Origin of the sequence: Mesorhizobium mediterraneum, from assembly GCF_002284565.1 — a bacterium.
GTDB lineage: Bacteria > Pseudomonadota > Alphaproteobacteria > Rhizobiales > Rhizobiaceae > Mesorhizobium > Mesorhizobium mediterraneum.
The window spans coordinates 134,323-148,035 of sequence record NZ_NPKI01000032.1 but is presented as its reverse complement, the minus strand read 5'-3'; the positions used below and the strand labels follow the sequence as shown (position 1 = coordinate 148,035).

At 62.6% G+C, this 13,713-nt stretch carries 19 protein-coding genes and 1 pseudogene; 7 read left to right on the top strand and 13 right to left on the bottom strand.

The features are described 5' to 3' along the window. Positions 1-214 precede the first annotated feature (214 nt). Positions 215-616, top strand: coding sequence for a hypothetical protein (locus CIT25_RS24485; protein ID WP_095487289.1), 402 nt, complete (start codon positions 215-217; stop codon positions 614-616). Between the two features lie 14 nt (positions 617-630). Here the strand turns inward: CIT25_RS24485 and CIT25_RS37660 are convergent. From CIT25_RS37660 to CIT25_RS24475, 3 genes and pseudogenes are all read right to left on the bottom strand, one after another. Continuing rightward, positions 631-732: pseudogene (locus tag CIT25_RS37660) on the bottom strand (heme-binding protein); the annotation flags it as partial. Between the two features lie 9 nt (positions 733-741). Further along, positions 742-975, bottom strand: coding sequence for a hypothetical protein (locus tag CIT25_RS24480; protein WP_029348749.1), 234 nt, complete (start codon positions 973-975; stop codon positions 742-744). Positions 976-1,055: 80 nt separating this feature from the next. Continuing rightward, on the bottom strand, positions 1,056-1,583 hold the full coding sequence (locus CIT25_RS24475) for a winged helix-turn-helix transcriptional regulator (RefSeq protein ID WP_095487287.1): 528 nt from the start codon (positions 1,581-1,583) through the stop codon (positions 1,056-1,058). A 98-nt stretch (positions 1,584-1,681) separates the two neighbouring features. Here CIT25_RS24475 and CIT25_RS24470 point away from each other — a divergent pair, with 98 nt between their 5' ends. Together CIT25_RS24470 and CIT25_RS24465 are read left to right on the top strand one after the other, a co-directional pair. Beyond that, positions 1,682-2,533, top strand: coding sequence for an alpha/beta fold hydrolase (locus tag CIT25_RS24470; RefSeq protein ID WP_095487285.1), 852 nt, complete (start codon positions 1,682-1,684; stop codon positions 2,531-2,533). A gap of 64 nt (positions 2,534-2,597) precedes the next feature. Further along, on the top strand, positions 2,598-3,254 hold the full coding sequence (locus CIT25_RS24465; protein WP_095487283.1) for a glutathione S-transferase family protein: 657 nt from the start codon (positions 2,598-2,600) through the stop codon (positions 3,252-3,254). A 75-nt stretch (positions 3,255-3,329) separates the two neighbouring features. Here CIT25_RS24465 and CIT25_RS24460 read toward each other — a convergent pair whose 3' ends face one another. From CIT25_RS24460 to CIT25_RS24450, 3 genes are all read right to left on the bottom strand, one after another. Then, positions 3,330-3,605 (bottom strand): ArsR/SmtB family transcription factor, encoded by a 276-nt coding sequence (locus CIT25_RS24460; protein WP_095487281.1) that lies wholly within the window; start codon positions 3,603-3,605, stop codon positions 3,330-3,332. 31 nt (positions 3,606-3,636) lie between these two features. Continuing rightward, the gene (locus tag CIT25_RS24455) at positions 3,637-4,884 is read right to left on the bottom strand and encodes an MFS transporter (RefSeq protein ID WP_095487280.1); all 1,248 of its coding nucleotides are present in this window, start codon (positions 4,882-4,884) and stop codon (positions 3,637-3,639) included. An 83-nt stretch (positions 4,885-4,967) separates the two neighbouring features. Next, positions 4,968-5,162: a DUF1192 domain-containing protein gene (locus CIT25_RS24450; RefSeq protein WP_095487279.1), complete on the bottom strand. Its 195-nt coding sequence runs from the start codon at positions 5,160-5,162 to the stop codon at positions 4,968-4,970. 191 nt (positions 5,163-5,353) lie between these two features. Here CIT25_RS24450 and CIT25_RS24445 point away from each other — a divergent pair, with 191 nt between their 5' ends. After that, entirely contained in the window at positions 5,354-6,367 is a 1,014-nt protein-coding gene (locus tag CIT25_RS24445; RefSeq protein ID WP_095487277.1) for an NAD(P)H-quinone oxidoreductase, read from the top strand. Between the two features lie 132 nt (positions 6,368-6,499). After that, on the top strand, positions 6,500-6,640 hold the full coding sequence (locus CIT25_RS24440) for a DUF1127 domain-containing protein (protein WP_095487275.1): 141 nt from the start codon (positions 6,500-6,502) through the stop codon (positions 6,638-6,640). A 193-nt stretch (positions 6,641-6,833) separates the two neighbouring features. On the opposite strand, the gene CIT25_RS24435 is transcribed toward CIT25_RS24440, so the two are convergent. Further along, positions 6,834-7,451 carry a LysE family transporter gene (locus CIT25_RS24435; RefSeq protein ID WP_095487273.1) on the bottom strand — a complete coding sequence of 206 codons (618 nt, stop codon included), beginning with the start codon at positions 7,449-7,451 and terminating at the stop codon, positions 6,834-6,836. A gap of 127 nt (positions 7,452-7,578) precedes the next feature. Then, positions 7,579-8,721, bottom strand: a complete 1,143-nt coding sequence (locus CIT25_RS24430; RefSeq protein WP_095487271.1) for a helix-turn-helix transcriptional regulator — start codon at positions 8,719-8,721, stop codon at positions 7,579-7,581. A 375-nt stretch (positions 8,722-9,096) separates the two neighbouring features. Between CIT25_RS24430 and CIT25_RS24425 the strand changes: the two genes are divergently transcribed. After that, positions 9,097-9,792 carry a DUF1013 domain-containing protein gene (locus CIT25_RS24425; protein ID WP_095487269.1) on the top strand — a complete coding sequence of 232 codons (696 nt, stop codon included), beginning with the start codon at positions 9,097-9,099 and terminating at the stop codon, positions 9,790-9,792. Positions 9,793-9,967: 175 nt separating this feature from the next. Here the strand turns inward: CIT25_RS24425 and CIT25_RS24420 are convergent, their stop codons facing one another. The 5 genes from CIT25_RS24420 to CIT25_RS24400 form a co-directional block, all read right to left on the bottom strand. Continuing rightward, positions 9,968-10,687 carry a helix-turn-helix transcriptional regulator gene (locus CIT25_RS24420; protein WP_095487267.1) on the bottom strand — a complete coding sequence of 240 codons (720 nt, stop codon included), beginning with the start codon at positions 10,685-10,687 and terminating at the stop codon, positions 9,968-9,970. 73 nt (positions 10,688-10,760) lie between these two features. After that, positions 10,761-11,171 carry a hypothetical protein gene (locus tag CIT25_RS24415; RefSeq protein ID WP_095487265.1) on the bottom strand — a complete coding sequence of 137 codons (411 nt, stop codon included), beginning with the start codon at positions 11,169-11,171 and terminating at the stop codon, positions 10,761-10,763. A 7-nt stretch (positions 11,172-11,178) separates the two neighbouring features. Next, entirely contained in the window at positions 11,179-11,544 is a 366-nt protein-coding gene (locus CIT25_RS24410) for a VOC family protein (protein WP_095487263.1), read from the bottom strand. Positions 11,545-11,597: 53 nt separating this feature from the next. Next, positions 11,598-12,200, bottom strand: coding sequence for a DJ-1/PfpI family protein (locus CIT25_RS24405; protein WP_095487261.1), 603 nt, complete (start codon positions 12,198-12,200; stop codon positions 11,598-11,600). A 77-nt stretch (positions 12,201-12,277) separates the two neighbouring features. Further along, a complete protein-coding gene (locus CIT25_RS24400) occupies positions 12,278-12,442 on the bottom strand; it encodes a hypothetical protein (protein WP_095487259.1) in 165 nt (54 codons plus the stop codon). A gap of 262 nt (positions 12,443-12,704) precedes the next feature. Here CIT25_RS24400 and CIT25_RS24395 point away from each other — a divergent pair, with 262 nt between their 5' ends. Beyond that, complete coding sequence (locus CIT25_RS24395; protein WP_095487667.1) at positions 12,705-13,658, top strand: ring-cleaving dioxygenase; 954 nt, start codon at positions 12,705-12,707, stop codon at positions 13,656-13,658. Positions 13,659-13,713: the final 55 nt, after the last annotated feature.

Genomic DNA, 13,713 nt, shown 5'->3' with positions numbered 1-13,713 from the left:
AGGACCGGCCATCGCGCCGGTCTTTTGCATTTTGGCGCTGAGGATCGCTCACCGAACCAATTTCAGCCATCCAGCAACCGTTTAGGATGTCAGCCGGGCCGGCTGACATTGTTATTTCGCACCGTCTTTGTCCGTGTTCGCGGTCGCATACGAAAATTCTTGACGGCGAACGCCGGGCGCATACTACAGAGGGCAGTCCAACCGGAGCCGCCTGATGTTCGGTGCCATCCCGCTGCTGATCGTGCCCTTCGTCCTCTATAATCTCGGGCTTCTGGGAATATTCGGCGGTGGCGACGACCCCTGGGCAAGCGAACTGGTCTCGATCCGCATGATGTCGGGCGGGGTGTTCTCGCTGACGCTCGGCGATCTGATCGTGCTGATCGGGCTAATCCTCTTCTTCGTCGAAATCGTGAAATCGACGCGCACGACGAGCGCCTCGATCATGGACCACCTGCTGTCGACCTTCGTCTTCGTGGCGTTCCTGGTCGAGTTCCTGCTGGTGAAGGGCGCGGCGCACTCGGTTTTCTTCACGCTGATGGTCATCGCGCTGGTCGACGTTCTCGCCGGCTTCTCCGTGTCGATGCGAGCGGCCACCCGTGACATAAACATGAACTAGACTTGAGGCCGGCCTTAGCCGGAGGCGGCGGTGAAGCCAGCCGCCTCGATACCGGCGATGGCCGCCGCTTCATCATTGTCGGAAATGCCGACAGCGCCGACGACGGCGCCGGTCGCGAACCAACTCTATTTTTTCTTGGCGCGCGCCGGCTTCTTCACCGGAGCAGCCGGCGCATTGGCGAGGTCTTCGGCTTCCTTGGCGAGGCGCAGCGCCCGCAGTTTGTTGGTCTTAATCTGGCGGGCGTCGCTCTCGGCGACATATTCCGCCATCGCCTTCTGACGAACCGTGGCTGCCTCTTCCTGCTTTTTGAAACGCAAATCGGCCCGCGCGCGGGCAGTATCCTTAGAGTTCTCAACCAAGGGCTTTTCCAATCCCGTAAATTATAGTTTTCAATGCCTTTAATAGCAGAGCCGGCCTGCGATGGGGAAAAATAAGTTGGTCAGGCGCGGGGATCGCACCCGGTGCCCGGCGCCTTTCGGGCGACAACCGCCTCGTATCCAGCCTGCAAGGTCGCACGCACGGTGGCGTCCGGCGGCGTGTCGGAAGGTGTGCCCAGATGTTCGTGGCGCAGCTCGTCCATGAACTTCTCCCACATAGGCGGGCCGCCCTTTTCCAGGAGCTCGGCGCGGATCGAGAGTTCCTCGCTGACCGGCAGCCAGACGCGACCCCAGGCGCCGAGATGCGCCAAGATCGGTACCAGCGTTATCGCCATTTCGGTCAGGCTGTAGATCGCCTTCTGCTTGTGAGTGGGGTCGTCGGCCCTGGTCAGCATGCCGAGCTCCATCAGCCGCTTCAGCCGATCGGCGAGGATGTTGGAAGCGATGCGTTCCAGCGATCCGTTGAGCAGTTCGCGAAAGTGGCGTTTGCCGCCGAATATCATGTCGCGAAGGATGATCAGGCTCCACCGGTCGCCAAACACTTCAAGCGACAGGTTGATCGGGCACCCAGACCGGTGATCGATGCTCATGCGATTCTCCAAGAAACCGGTTGCATAATTATATCGGTTTTATTATCGTGCAACTGATTGCAAAATGCAATCGGTTTCGCAGAAAGGAGACTACGATCATGATGAAGGTTGCGGAACCCGAAATCGCATCCCAGACGTTTGGCGATCCCGCGCATCCACCGATACTGCTGATCATGGGCGCCATGGCTTCGATGCTCTGGTGGCCGGAGGCGTTTTGCCGGAAACTGGCCGGCAAGGGTCTGTTCGTGATCCGCTATGACAATCGCGATACCGGCCGTTCGACCAAATATGCGCCGGGCGAACCGCCTTACACATTCGACGACATGGCGGACGACGCTATCCGCGTGCTCGACGGTTACTGCATCGCGAAAGCGCATGTGGTCGGCATGTCGATGGGCGGCATGATCACGCAGCTTGTGGCGCTGAAGCATCCATCGCGGGTCATCTCGCTTACGGCGATCAGCACTTCTCCCGTGGGAACCGACACGTCGCATCTGCCTGGGATGACCGAGGTCTATAGGAAACATTCGGCCGAAGGCGCTGATGTCGATTGGTCGGACCGTGACCAGGTGGTCGACTTCATCGTCAAGGACGCGCACGCGATCGCCGGCACCGCGCATCCCTTCGACGAGAAGCGGATGAGGGCGTTTGTCGAACAGGATTACGACCGATCCGGCGGCTTCTTGAGCGCGACCAATCATTTCATGCTCAAGAGCAGCGAGGATCGGGGCGGCGAGGACGGGAAGGGCCGCCTGCACGAATTGAAGGTTCCGCTCCTCGTGATCCACGGCACCGATGATCCGATCTTTCCGATCGAGCATGGCGCCGCTCTTGCCGAAGCAGTTGCCGGCGCGAAGCTTGTCCGTATCGAAGGCGGTGGCCACGAACTGCATCCCGACGATTGGGCCGTGATCGTCGATGCCATCGTCACCCATACCCATGCCAGGTAGGTAGCAGGCCGAACCTCGATACCGCCCGTCCGCGAGGCGAACCACCAAAGGAACGAACAAAACAATGTCCCTGACGATGCATCTTCATCCGCTGGCGTCCTTCTGCTGGAAGCCGCTGATCGCGCTCTATGAGAACGGCACGCTGTTCACGTCGGTCGTCGTCGATCTCGGCAATGAACAGTCGCGCGCGGCGTTCCTGAAATTGTCGCCGGCCGGCAAGATGCCGGTGCTGCGCGATGAAGCGCTGGACCAGACTGTGCCGGAATCGACGATCGTCATCGAATATCTCAACGCGCATTATCCCGGACCGGTCGAGCTGATCCCTGCCGATATCGATCTCGCCCGCCAGACCCGCCTCGCCGACCGATTTTATGACTTCTACGTGCAGCACCCGATGCAGAAGATCGTCGGCGACCGCCTGCGGCCGGAAGGCATGACCGATCCGTTCGGCGTCGAGGAGGCGCGCGCCCAGCTGCGCAGCGCCTACGCCATCATCGAGCAGGACATGCAGTCGCGGACATGGGGCATGGGCGAAGCCTTCACCCTGGCCGACTGCGCCGCCGCCCCGGCATTGTTCTATGCCAACAAGGTCGAGCCGTTCGGCGACAGATATCCCGCGGTGAGGCGCTACCACGACCGGCTGCTGCGGCGGCCGTCTGTCGCCCGCGTGATCGAGGAAGCGCAGCCCTATTTTAAGCTCTTCCCCTATAACAACGGTTAGGCCCGATGCTGCACGATCCCGCCCAACGACGCCCCTGGCGCTTCGCTGGCCAAGACGTGACGGCGCATCTCCGGGTCAACCCAGTTGCTCTGCGTCCCAGAACTGGTCGAGCCAGATGTTGAGCTTCAGGAAGCCGGCACTGCTGACCGTGTAGACACGCCTTGTCCCTTCCGGCTTGGCATTGACCAGCCCGGCGTCGAGCAGCACCTTCAGATGCTGCGAAACAGCCGGGCGCGAGACCGGCAACCCGGCGGCAAGTTCGTTGACGGTCTTCGGGCCGCGCCGGAGCTCTTCCAAGAGATAGCGCCGGTTGGGATCGGCAATCGCCATAAAGGCGTCGGAAAACATCATGCCTTATTTGTGAGGCAAAGTTTTCCAAATCTCAACCGTTGGTTTCAGGCTTTCTGCGCGGATCGAGCCGCAGTGCCTCCGGCGTGATCGAGCGCTCGGCCGGTTGTGTCTTGAAGGCGTCGCGGTCTTCGATCGGCACCGGCGCGCGCCGGCTGATGCGCAGCAGCGTATAGCCCGCCAGGCAAAGATGCGCGAAGGCAGTCGCAAGGAACAGGGCTTCCGGCCGCATCCAGCCCATCAGGCCGGCGGCCAGCAGCGGCCCGATCATTGTGCCGAAACCATAGAGCAGCAGCAGCCCGCCCGACACTTTGACGAAATCCTCGGCCCGGGCGTGATCGTTGGCATGGGCCACGGCGATCGAATACAGCGTGTAGGCAAAGGCGCCGTAGGCGGCAGTGCAGACGATGACGAAGACGCCGGAGCGCGGCTCGAACAGGAAGACCGCGACGGCGAACAGTGCCGCGCCGAAGGCCAAGCCCGCAAGCACAAAGCGGCGGTCGGTCTTGTCGGAAAGACGCCCGGCCGGAAGTTGCATGGCTGCGCCGGCGACGACCACCAGGCTCATCATCAGCGCAATCTCGGCCGTGGAAATGCCGATGCGGGCGCCATAGACGGCGCCGAGCGTGCCCCAGGCGCCGTTGGCGATGCCGATCAAGACGCAGGCGATCGCCGACACCGGCGAATTGGCATAGAGCCCCTTGACGTCGAGCGAGACGTCCTGCAGCGGCTTGGGGTGTGACGCCGTCGACACCGCGGTCGGGATGAGCGACAGGCAGAACAGAATGCCGGTGATCATGAACAGCGAGGCCGACTTCACGTCGCCGCCAGCAACGATCATCTGGCCGCCCATGATCGAGGCATAGGTGACCATCATGTAGAGGCCAAAGACGGCGCCGCGGTTCTCGTTGGTAGACTTCTCGTTCAGCCAGCTTTCGATGACCATGAAGGCGCCGGCCATGGTGAAACCGGTGAAGGCGCGCAGCAGGATCCAAAAATATTCGTCGATGATCAGGCCGGTGAGCAGTGCGACGATGGCTCCCGATGCCGCAAAGGCGCCGAAAGCGCGTACGTGACCGGCGCGACGCACGATGCGCGGCGCAAAGAAGCAGCCGGTGACGAAGCCGCCGGCCCAGGCCGTGCCCATCAGGCCGAGCGATGCGGTCGAGAAACCCTCCAACTGGCCGCGCAGCGGCAATAGCAGCCCGTGCAATCCGGTCGCCGCCAGCAGGAAAGCGGTGCCGCGAAGCAGCGAGAGGATCGGTCGGTAGCTTGCAAACATTTAGCTGATCCGGCTGGAATTAGGGAGGATCTGAAGACAGTCGCATTCGGGCTTTTCGGCGGCGGGCGCTTCGGCTCTGGAGACTATCCGCGGCGGAACAGCGCCTCGGCCGCTGATTTGGTGGTGCCCTTGGACTTGAGCTCGGCTTCCAACCGGGCGATCTCGTCGCGCAGGATGCCGATCCGCTCGGACAGTTCGTCGACCGAAAGCAGCGACAGATCCTGACCGATCTCGTGCGGGCGCGCTTTCTTTTTGGGTTCGTCGTCGAGGATCGCCATCGTCGCTCCTCCCTGATGCGCAAAAATTAGACTGCTACAGCATCCATAGCGCGTCCAATCGGACGCCCGGCGCTGCAGTGGCCATTTGCCTGATTTGGCAATCAGCATACATAGGGCAGGGGCATGGATGCAAATAGTCGGCAAGAAACTGGCCGCTGGCAAGAAACTGGCGAAGCGAGACGGGAAAATTCATGGCGAATGGACAGAACAGAATTCCAGCGACGATGATCGCCATTGCGATCTCGGAACCCGGCGGACCACGGGTGCTGAAACCCGAAACGCGCGACGTGCCGGTGCCGGGTCCCGGCGAAATCCTGATCCGGGTGCGCGCCGCCGGCATCAACCGGCCGGATGTGCAGCAACGCAAGGGCGTCTACCCACCGCCGCCCGGTGCGTCGGACCTGCCGGGTCTCGAAGCGTCGGGCGAAGTTGCAGCCCTTGGCGATGAGATATCGCGCTGGCGCGTCGGCGATCGGGTCTGCGCGCTGACGCCCGGCGGCGCCTATGCCGAATATGTCAAGGTCCATGCCGGCAGCGTGCTGCCGCTGCCCGCAGGCTTCACCCACACCGAAGCGGCGGCAGTGCCGGAAAACTACTTCACTGTCTGGCATAATGTCTTCGAGCGCGGCGGCCTTAAGAGCGGCGAGACACTGCTCGTGCATGGCGGCTCGTCGGGGATCGGCACCACGGCGATCCAGCTCGCCTCGGCCTTCGGCGCCTATGTCATCACCACTGCCGGCAACCAGGAAAAGTGCGACGCCTGTCTGAAGCTCGGCGCCGACCGGGCGATCAACTACCGCGAGGAGGATTTCGTCGCAGCGGTTAAGGACGCGACCGACGGCCGCGGCGCCAACGTTATCCTTGACATGGTCGGCGGCGACTACGTGGCGCGAAACTACGAGGCCGCGGCGGTGGAAGGCCGCATCGTCCAGATCGCCACGCAGGGCGGGGCGACAGCCACCGCCGATTTCTCGAAGCTCATGGTCAAGCGGCTCACCCACACCGGCTCGACGCTGCGGCCGCGCACCGTCGAGTTCAAGGCGGCAATCGCCGCGGCGCTGGAGGCGCAGGTGTGGCCGCTGCTCGGCACCCGCAAGGTGGCACCGGTGATGGATATGATCTTCCCGCTCAAGGAAGCGTGGCGGGCGCATGAGCGGATGGAGGAGGGCGAGCATATCGGCAAGATCGTGCTCGACGTCGGCTGACGGGCGGTAAACAAGCTGAACAAAAGCTTAATTGTGCAATGCAACAAACGCATTGCGGCCATGCAAAAGCGTCTGTTCAACTTTTCATCAACGATGCCTATTTGAGCGGCATCGAAACGATGGAGGACTACCATGAACCCGATCCGTGCTTTCCGTAACTGGCGCATGTACAATGAAACCGTGCGCGAACTGAACCGCTTGAACGCCCGTCAGCTCAACGACCTCGGCATCAACCGTGCCGACATTGAGAGGATCGCCCGCAAGGCGCTTTGATCTCGAGTGTAATCTCGCCCGAAAGCATCAAGCCGCCTTTTTGTGCAGCGGCGTTTCGGTCCGAGATCATGCTTTAGAAGCCAGAGCCGCAACAGACGGGTTTTCCCGTCGCCGGTTCCGAGCCCGCTGGACCCTGTCTGGCGGGTTTTGTCGTTTGAACTCTGTGTAACAGCGGCGGCTGCGCGTATCTTTCTCAATAACCAAGTGCGGCAAAGCCGAGCGCCACCAGGGCCCCTCCCAGCACGATGTCCGCATGCTTTCGGAAACGACTGTAAAATCGCCGTGTGGCCGGTTGGGAGATGGAAAGGCCGAGAAGACCAAACCAGGCGATCGCAATGGCAAACACCAATGCGACCACGGACAGGTGAGTTGCCCCGCGAGCATTTAAATTCAGCGTCGAGGATGCGAAAAACAGCGCGGTGGCAGGATTTGCCGCTGCCGTGATAAATCCCAGCCGGAAGTATCGAACGATTGGAACCGGCTTCGGCGCGTTGGCGCCAGCCTTGATCGACAGCGCCCGCCGCATCGAATTCCAGCCGATGAAGACCAGCATTGCGCCGTAAAGGCTGGCGGCCATCTGGTGTGCGATGCCCCCCGGCGGCAGCGCGCTGGCTCCCGTTGCGACGATCGCCGCCAGCGAACTCGCGCCAAGGGCAATACCGGCGGCAGCCGAAAGCGCCGTGGCGCGCGAAGCGGTTAGCCCGGCCTGCGCGACGACAGCGAAGTTGGCGCCCGGCAGCATTGCCAATAGCGCATAGGAAATGGCGAACGGAAACAACCCCGCCGCGACAGCGTGCCCGGTTTCCAACATCGATCAGCCCACATCGGCGGCGTCAGCTCTCCCAAGGGCAGATCGCCGCTACCGAAGCGAAATGTGGATGAAACACTTCCCCTCTAACAGTCGGCAAATGCCGACATGAGGACGTTTTGTTGGTGGGTTACGGGCCGCGCCCGCTGAGCGGCTCCGTGTTCTTGAGCAATGCAACCAACTCGCTCTGCTGATGGGTGCGGGTTTTGGAGAAGATCCGTTCCAGATAAGTGCGGCAGGTCTTCACGGTTATGTTCGAATTCGCCGCGGTTTCCTTCAGCGACCGCCCCGATGCCAAGGCTGTTGCAAGCTTCGCCTCAGCCGCCGTCAGATCGAACAGGTAGCGGATATGGGTCTCGAAACTGTCGGGAATGCGCCGGGCGACCTCCGTGACCATGATCACCGCGCAACGCTCCGACGCCAGGCCATAGGCGCGGGCGTCGACGAATGGGGCAACCGTCAGCACCAACCGTGTCAGGTCAAATCGCTCGCGGTCCGATGGCACCAGCAGCGTTCCTCCGGTCCCGAGCATGGCGCCGCCATGGAGCGAGCAGGCATTCGCGACCAGCCGCTGAAGCTGCTGCGCATCCCTGAGATTGGAGGCGACGATCGTGCCGCCATTCAGTGCCAGAGGGCTGTCGGGCCGTGCCAGCATTGCCTCGGCGGCCTCGTTCATTTGGGCGACACGCTGAAAGCCGTCCACCAGAAACACGCCGAAGGGCAGATGCGAGAAGGCCGATGCCAGCGCCGACGTGTTCTCCAACTGCCGGCCGATCTCCCCAGCGCGCAGCATATGCGGCACGATCTTCTGCAGCAGATCGATGTCGTCGGCACCGAATGCGCCCTGCTTCGAGCCGCGATGGATATCGAAAAACCAATAGGAGCCGTTGGAAGCCAGAAGATTGGAGGCGAGCCCGTGATGCATGTCGCGCGGCCTCATCCAGTCTTGCCAGAGTTCGCGGCGACGGAACGCCGCCACGTCTCCAGCTATCCGCGTCCGATCATAGATTTTGCCCACCGGCAGCGCTGCCGCGACCGTGCTGATGGGGTCACGCATGTGTGCCGCTGCCGCCTCGGGAGAACACAGCCCCGGGTCATCGACAGTCCCGACCGCGCTGAACGCCTGCTGATCGAGCCGCGCGATACAGCTTCGCGATGCCTTGAACAGGTCGCGCAGCCCCACGACCACATCAGGCCAGCGCTCCTGATCATAGGCGGCCTCGTAGATCTGACCAACAACGGTGGAGACTGATTCAATGGTGACCTCAGTCATGATGGCCTTCCGTTGCTGCGCACATTTGGCTGATGAAGCCTAGCACACGGAAGCTCTCGCGCAAGTTGCATCGCCGCTGAATAAGGCGATCCTGCCCTCAATCCCATCTCGCCGATGGTGTGCTGATCCTGAGCAGGACTACTCTTCTGGCGCTCGGCCAAGCCATAACCTGCGGAGCCGAAACGCCGATGCACGGCGCCGAAGCTGAAGGGCTGCCTTGACAGGTTCGATATCTCCCGCCGTCCTCGCCGCCACGCGCCAAAAACGTTGCGAAATGGCGAGAGAGCGGTTATACAGACCGCGAATTTCCCATTTTGGTGGCTCTAAAACCACCGCCCGCGCGGGAACGCGGGCGAACGAGAAGGATATTTTAAAATGGCCAATACGCTGCTGATGCCCAAGGCGACCGCCGTCTGGCTGGTCGACAACACCGCGCTGTCCTTCGAGCAGATCGCGCAGTTCTGCTCGCTGCATCCGCTCGAGGTCAAGGCGATCGCCGACGGCGAATCGGCGCAAGGCATCAAGGGCATGGACCCGATCATGACCGGCCAGCTGACCCGCGACGAGATCGCACGTGCCGAGAAGGATGCGAACCATCGGCTGAAGCTGTCCGACCCCAAGGTGCGGGTGCCCGAATCCAAGCGCAAAGGTCCGCGCTACACGCCGTTGTCGAAGCGCCAGGACCGGCCCAACGCCATACTCTGGCTGGTGCGCAACCATCCCGAGCTGAAGGACGCGCAGATCGCGCGCCTCGTCGGCACCACCAAGTCGACGATCGACCAGATCCGCGACAGAAAGCACTGGAACTCGGCCAATCTGCAGCCGATGGATCCGGTGACGCTGGGTCTCGCCTCGCAGATCGATCTCGACATGGAAGTCAACCGCGCCTCGCGTGGCCGCGAGCAGGCACAGCCGGCCGGCGACACGCTGCTGCCGGCTGCATTGACCGAGCGGCTGGTGCCGGCGCCGGAGAAGCCAAAGGACGAGGATGCGGAACTCGACGCCAACGCCGTCTTTGCCAAGCTTTCGGCGCTGAAGTCGAAGGACGAGGATACCGACGACGAGGATTGAGGAACGGCGCCCCGTCCTTCTCCCCTTGTGGGAGAAGGTGGCCGAGCGAAGCTCGGTCGGATGAGGGGTGCCGGACGGATCGCGGCGTTGGAGTTTCTTCCAACACCCCTCATCCGTCTTGGCGCTGCGCGCCAATCCACCTTCTCCCACAAGGGGAGAAGGAAAGGCGCCGCGCCTAAGTTCGCGCGGCTCGGTCCGGTGCCATGCCGTAATCCTCGCTGCGCTCAACCGCACGATAGAAATCGGCGAGCTGCTTGCCGCGCTCCGGCTTGAAGACGCGGCCGGCTATGACCACCGAAGCGATGCGATCGATACGGAAAGCGCGGAAATCGTCGCGCATCTCGCACCATGCGACCAGCGTCCACACCTTGCCCCAGAACCATAGGCCTAGCGGCCTGATGTCGCGCGCGGTGCTGCGGCCGGCCTCGTCGGAATAGTCGATGGTCAGCACCTGGCGTTTTTCCACCGCGCGCTCGATCAGGTCGATTGCCTCGCGGGCGGCGTCGCTCACCACCCACATCGGCGTGTGGATCTCGGTGCGGGCGATGCGGTCCTTCTCGGCGTCGGGCAGCACGGCGCCGATCTTGACCAGCGCCTCGTCGGCGGCCCGCGCCATGGCAGCGCCGCCAAACGCGCGCACCATGCGGGCGCCGGCGACCAGCGCGACGATCTCATCACGCGTGAACATCAGCGGCGGAAGGTCGAAACCCTCCCTCATCATGTAGCCGACGCCGGCCTCGCCGTCGATCGGCACACCAGTCGATTGCAGGTCGGCGATGTCGCGGTAGATGGTCCGCTCGGAAACCTCGAGCCACGTGCCCAGCTTCTGGGCGGTGACCAGACGGCCACCGCGCAGATGCTGCACGATCTGGAAGAGCCTGTCGGCACGGCGCATCGTATGGTCCCTCGGTGTTGTTTCTATGCATGTCGTGGTCCCAAAACCGGTTCCCACTTTTGGGCGACATGCATTATGGTTCGAGCCCTTCGCGCTTGCGCTGCGCGGCGACGAATGCCGCGCCGAAGGACAATTTCCCTGTTGTCGGCGTCTTTGCATCCAGCACCCGCCAGAACGGCGCGATGTCGCTCAGCGGCATGCCGCGTTCCAAATCCTCGTTGGCGGCCTCGGCGACAGTGCGCAGATGATAGCCGATAGTGACCGGACATGTCACTTCGGCACCGTGCTCGATGGCGAGCGCGGTGCGCAATGCACGGACGTCCATGTCGACGCCCTTTGGGATGGAGCGGATGAAATCATCGACCTGCCGTGCCGTCGGCACCAGCATCGGCTGGCCCTCGACGACGTCGCCAACAGTGCGCGGCGTCGGCTTGATACCGTTGATGCCCGGTGCGTTCAGCCTGTCGTTCCAGCTTTTTGCCATGCGGCACCTAGACGAAGAGCCCAAAGCTGTTGCCGTCCGGGTCGAGGCAATAGGCGAATGTGCCGGCCGGAATGGAGATCGCCGGCGAGACGACCTGGCCGCCGTTCTGCCTCACCCGTTCCATGGCATCTTCGATCGGTGCGGCAACCGACAGATGGATGGTCGGGCCGGTTCCCGGTGCCGCGGGTTTTCCGGGGTAGACGTGACCGGATGCCATTCGGTCCTGCGTGGCGAACATGGCCAGTGGGTTCGGGCCGCTCTCCTCCAGAGCGAGATCGTTCTGAAGCACCGATCCATAAAGGGCGCGCGCCCGATCCATGTCGGTGACGGGGATCTCGAACCATGCCGAGGCTTTTGCAGGGATGAAGGCCATGTCAGTCTCCTGATACTGTCGCACTATTGCACGCCGCTCCTGACACCATACTGTCAGGAGGCTTCAGCATGTTCCCCTTCGGCATACTCCCTGGCGAACAGCGTGCGCATCTGCGCGAGGTCGCTTGTTCTCTGGGGATAGAGCGTCTTCAAATAGGCAAGAGCGAAGGTGCCGGGAGCCGAACCCGGCGCGGACACGATGCGGCCGTCGGCGACGGCATAGGGCACGTCCTGATAGTTCTGGGCGCCGGGGTAAGCCGGTTCCTTTTCATTGATCCAGTCACGACCATTGCTGGTGTGTTTGGCCTTGTCGAACAGGCCGGCACGCGCCAACGCCAATGTGCCGGCGCAGATGCCGCCGATCACGCCGCCGCGTGCCGCAATTGCCGTCAGCAGTCCGGAGATATCAGGCGGTGCATCGACCCATAGGTCGGAGCCGATGACCGCGACGGCGTCGAGATCGGTGTTTTCATCAACCTCGGTGGAGCGATCGGGCGTCAGCATAAATCCGCTGGCCGAGGTCACCGGCTTGCCGTTCGGCGTCAGCGACACCGCGCGTGCGCCGAACCATTCGACCGCCGAAGCCGCCAGCAGGCCGTATTCCCAGTCGGCGAAGCGATCGATGAAAACGACGCCGATGGTTTTCTGTTCGGACATTTCCTGCTCCGTCCTTCGGCCCGCCGGATCTATATCTGGGCGCCTTGGCGTCCGCATCCAGCCGCTGCCGCGAAAAATCACCCGCGACCGTGGCGGCCTTCGTAATTATCCGGCCAACCGATGTCCTTGCGGATGCTCTGCGGCAAGCCATTCATGAAACGCCGGGTGCGGATCTCGTTGCGCATCGTCCGGATCTTGCCGACATAGCGCTGCACGCTGTGCGGAATGGTAAAACCGTTCATGGCTGGTCTCCTCTCTTTCGATGGAGACACTATCGCACACCCCTCCTGACAGCAGTCTGTCAGGAGGCTGAGCGGTCTTTGGCGAGCGTGCCAGGTTTTGCCGGTTCCGATCCCGCCTGCACGAGAGAAGCAGGCTTTTTTGTCGCTCTGCCGGGGTTGAGTCGTTTAGCTTTCAACGACGGACGGTTGGAATTCGCAGCAGCGATAGGGCCGGCGTTCTGATATTGAGGGAGAAAATTCCTCGGAGATCAGGGAGATGACCATGAGCCTGCAACTGACAGGAATTCACCATCTGACCGCAATCACGGCCAATGCGCCGGGAAACCTTCGTTTCTACACCGGCACTTTGGGGCTGCGGCTGGTCAAGAAGACGGTCAATCAGGACGACACGTCAGCCTATCACCTCTTCTATGCCGATGCAGAGGCGACGCCTGGCACTGACATCACCTTCTTCGACTGGCCGGTCGGACGCGAACGGCGCGGCACCAACAGCATCGTGCGGACGAGCCTGAGGGTCGCCAGCCCCGAAAGTCTTGCCTGGTGGAAGGATCGCCTGGCCGGCGAGGCCGTCGCGACGGGAGAGATCGGCGACATCGGCGGCTATCCGTCGCTGGATTTCGAAGATCCAGAGGGCCAGCGCCTGCGCCTCGTCAGCGATGGCGGCAAGGGCGACAGCCATCCCTGGTCTCAAAGCCCAGTCCCAGTCGAGCACCAGATACGCGGGCTCGGGCCTATCATCATCAGCGTTCCCGACATCACCAACACCGAGGCCGTGCTGACCCGGGTGATGAACATGCGCAAGGCGCGTGATTATGCGTCGCCAGATGGCGAGGGTCTGGTTCATGTCTTCGAAATGGGAGCAGGCGGGCCGGCGGCGGAGCTTCATGTCGCGGTGCAGCCGGGTCTTGCGCCGGCACGTCAAGGCGCCGGGGCGGTCCACCACGTCGCGTTCAGGGCGCCCGACCAGGAGACCTTGCATCAATGGACGGCGCGGCTGGCCGAGTTCCGTCTGCCGTCAAGCGGTGAGGTCGAACGATACTACTTCCGCTCGCTCTATTTCCGCGAGCCGAACGGCATATTGTTCGAGATTGCCACCGACGGCCCCGGGTTCACCGCCGACGAGCCGCTGGAAACGCTGGGCGAAAGGCTGGCCTTGCCGCCGTTCCTCGAACCGAACCGGGCTGCGATCGAGGCCGGCCTCAAGCCGCTGGCATAGCAACTCTATCGCGAGCGAGCGAAAGGAGCGCTTTGACAGCCGCTTGTGATGCTGG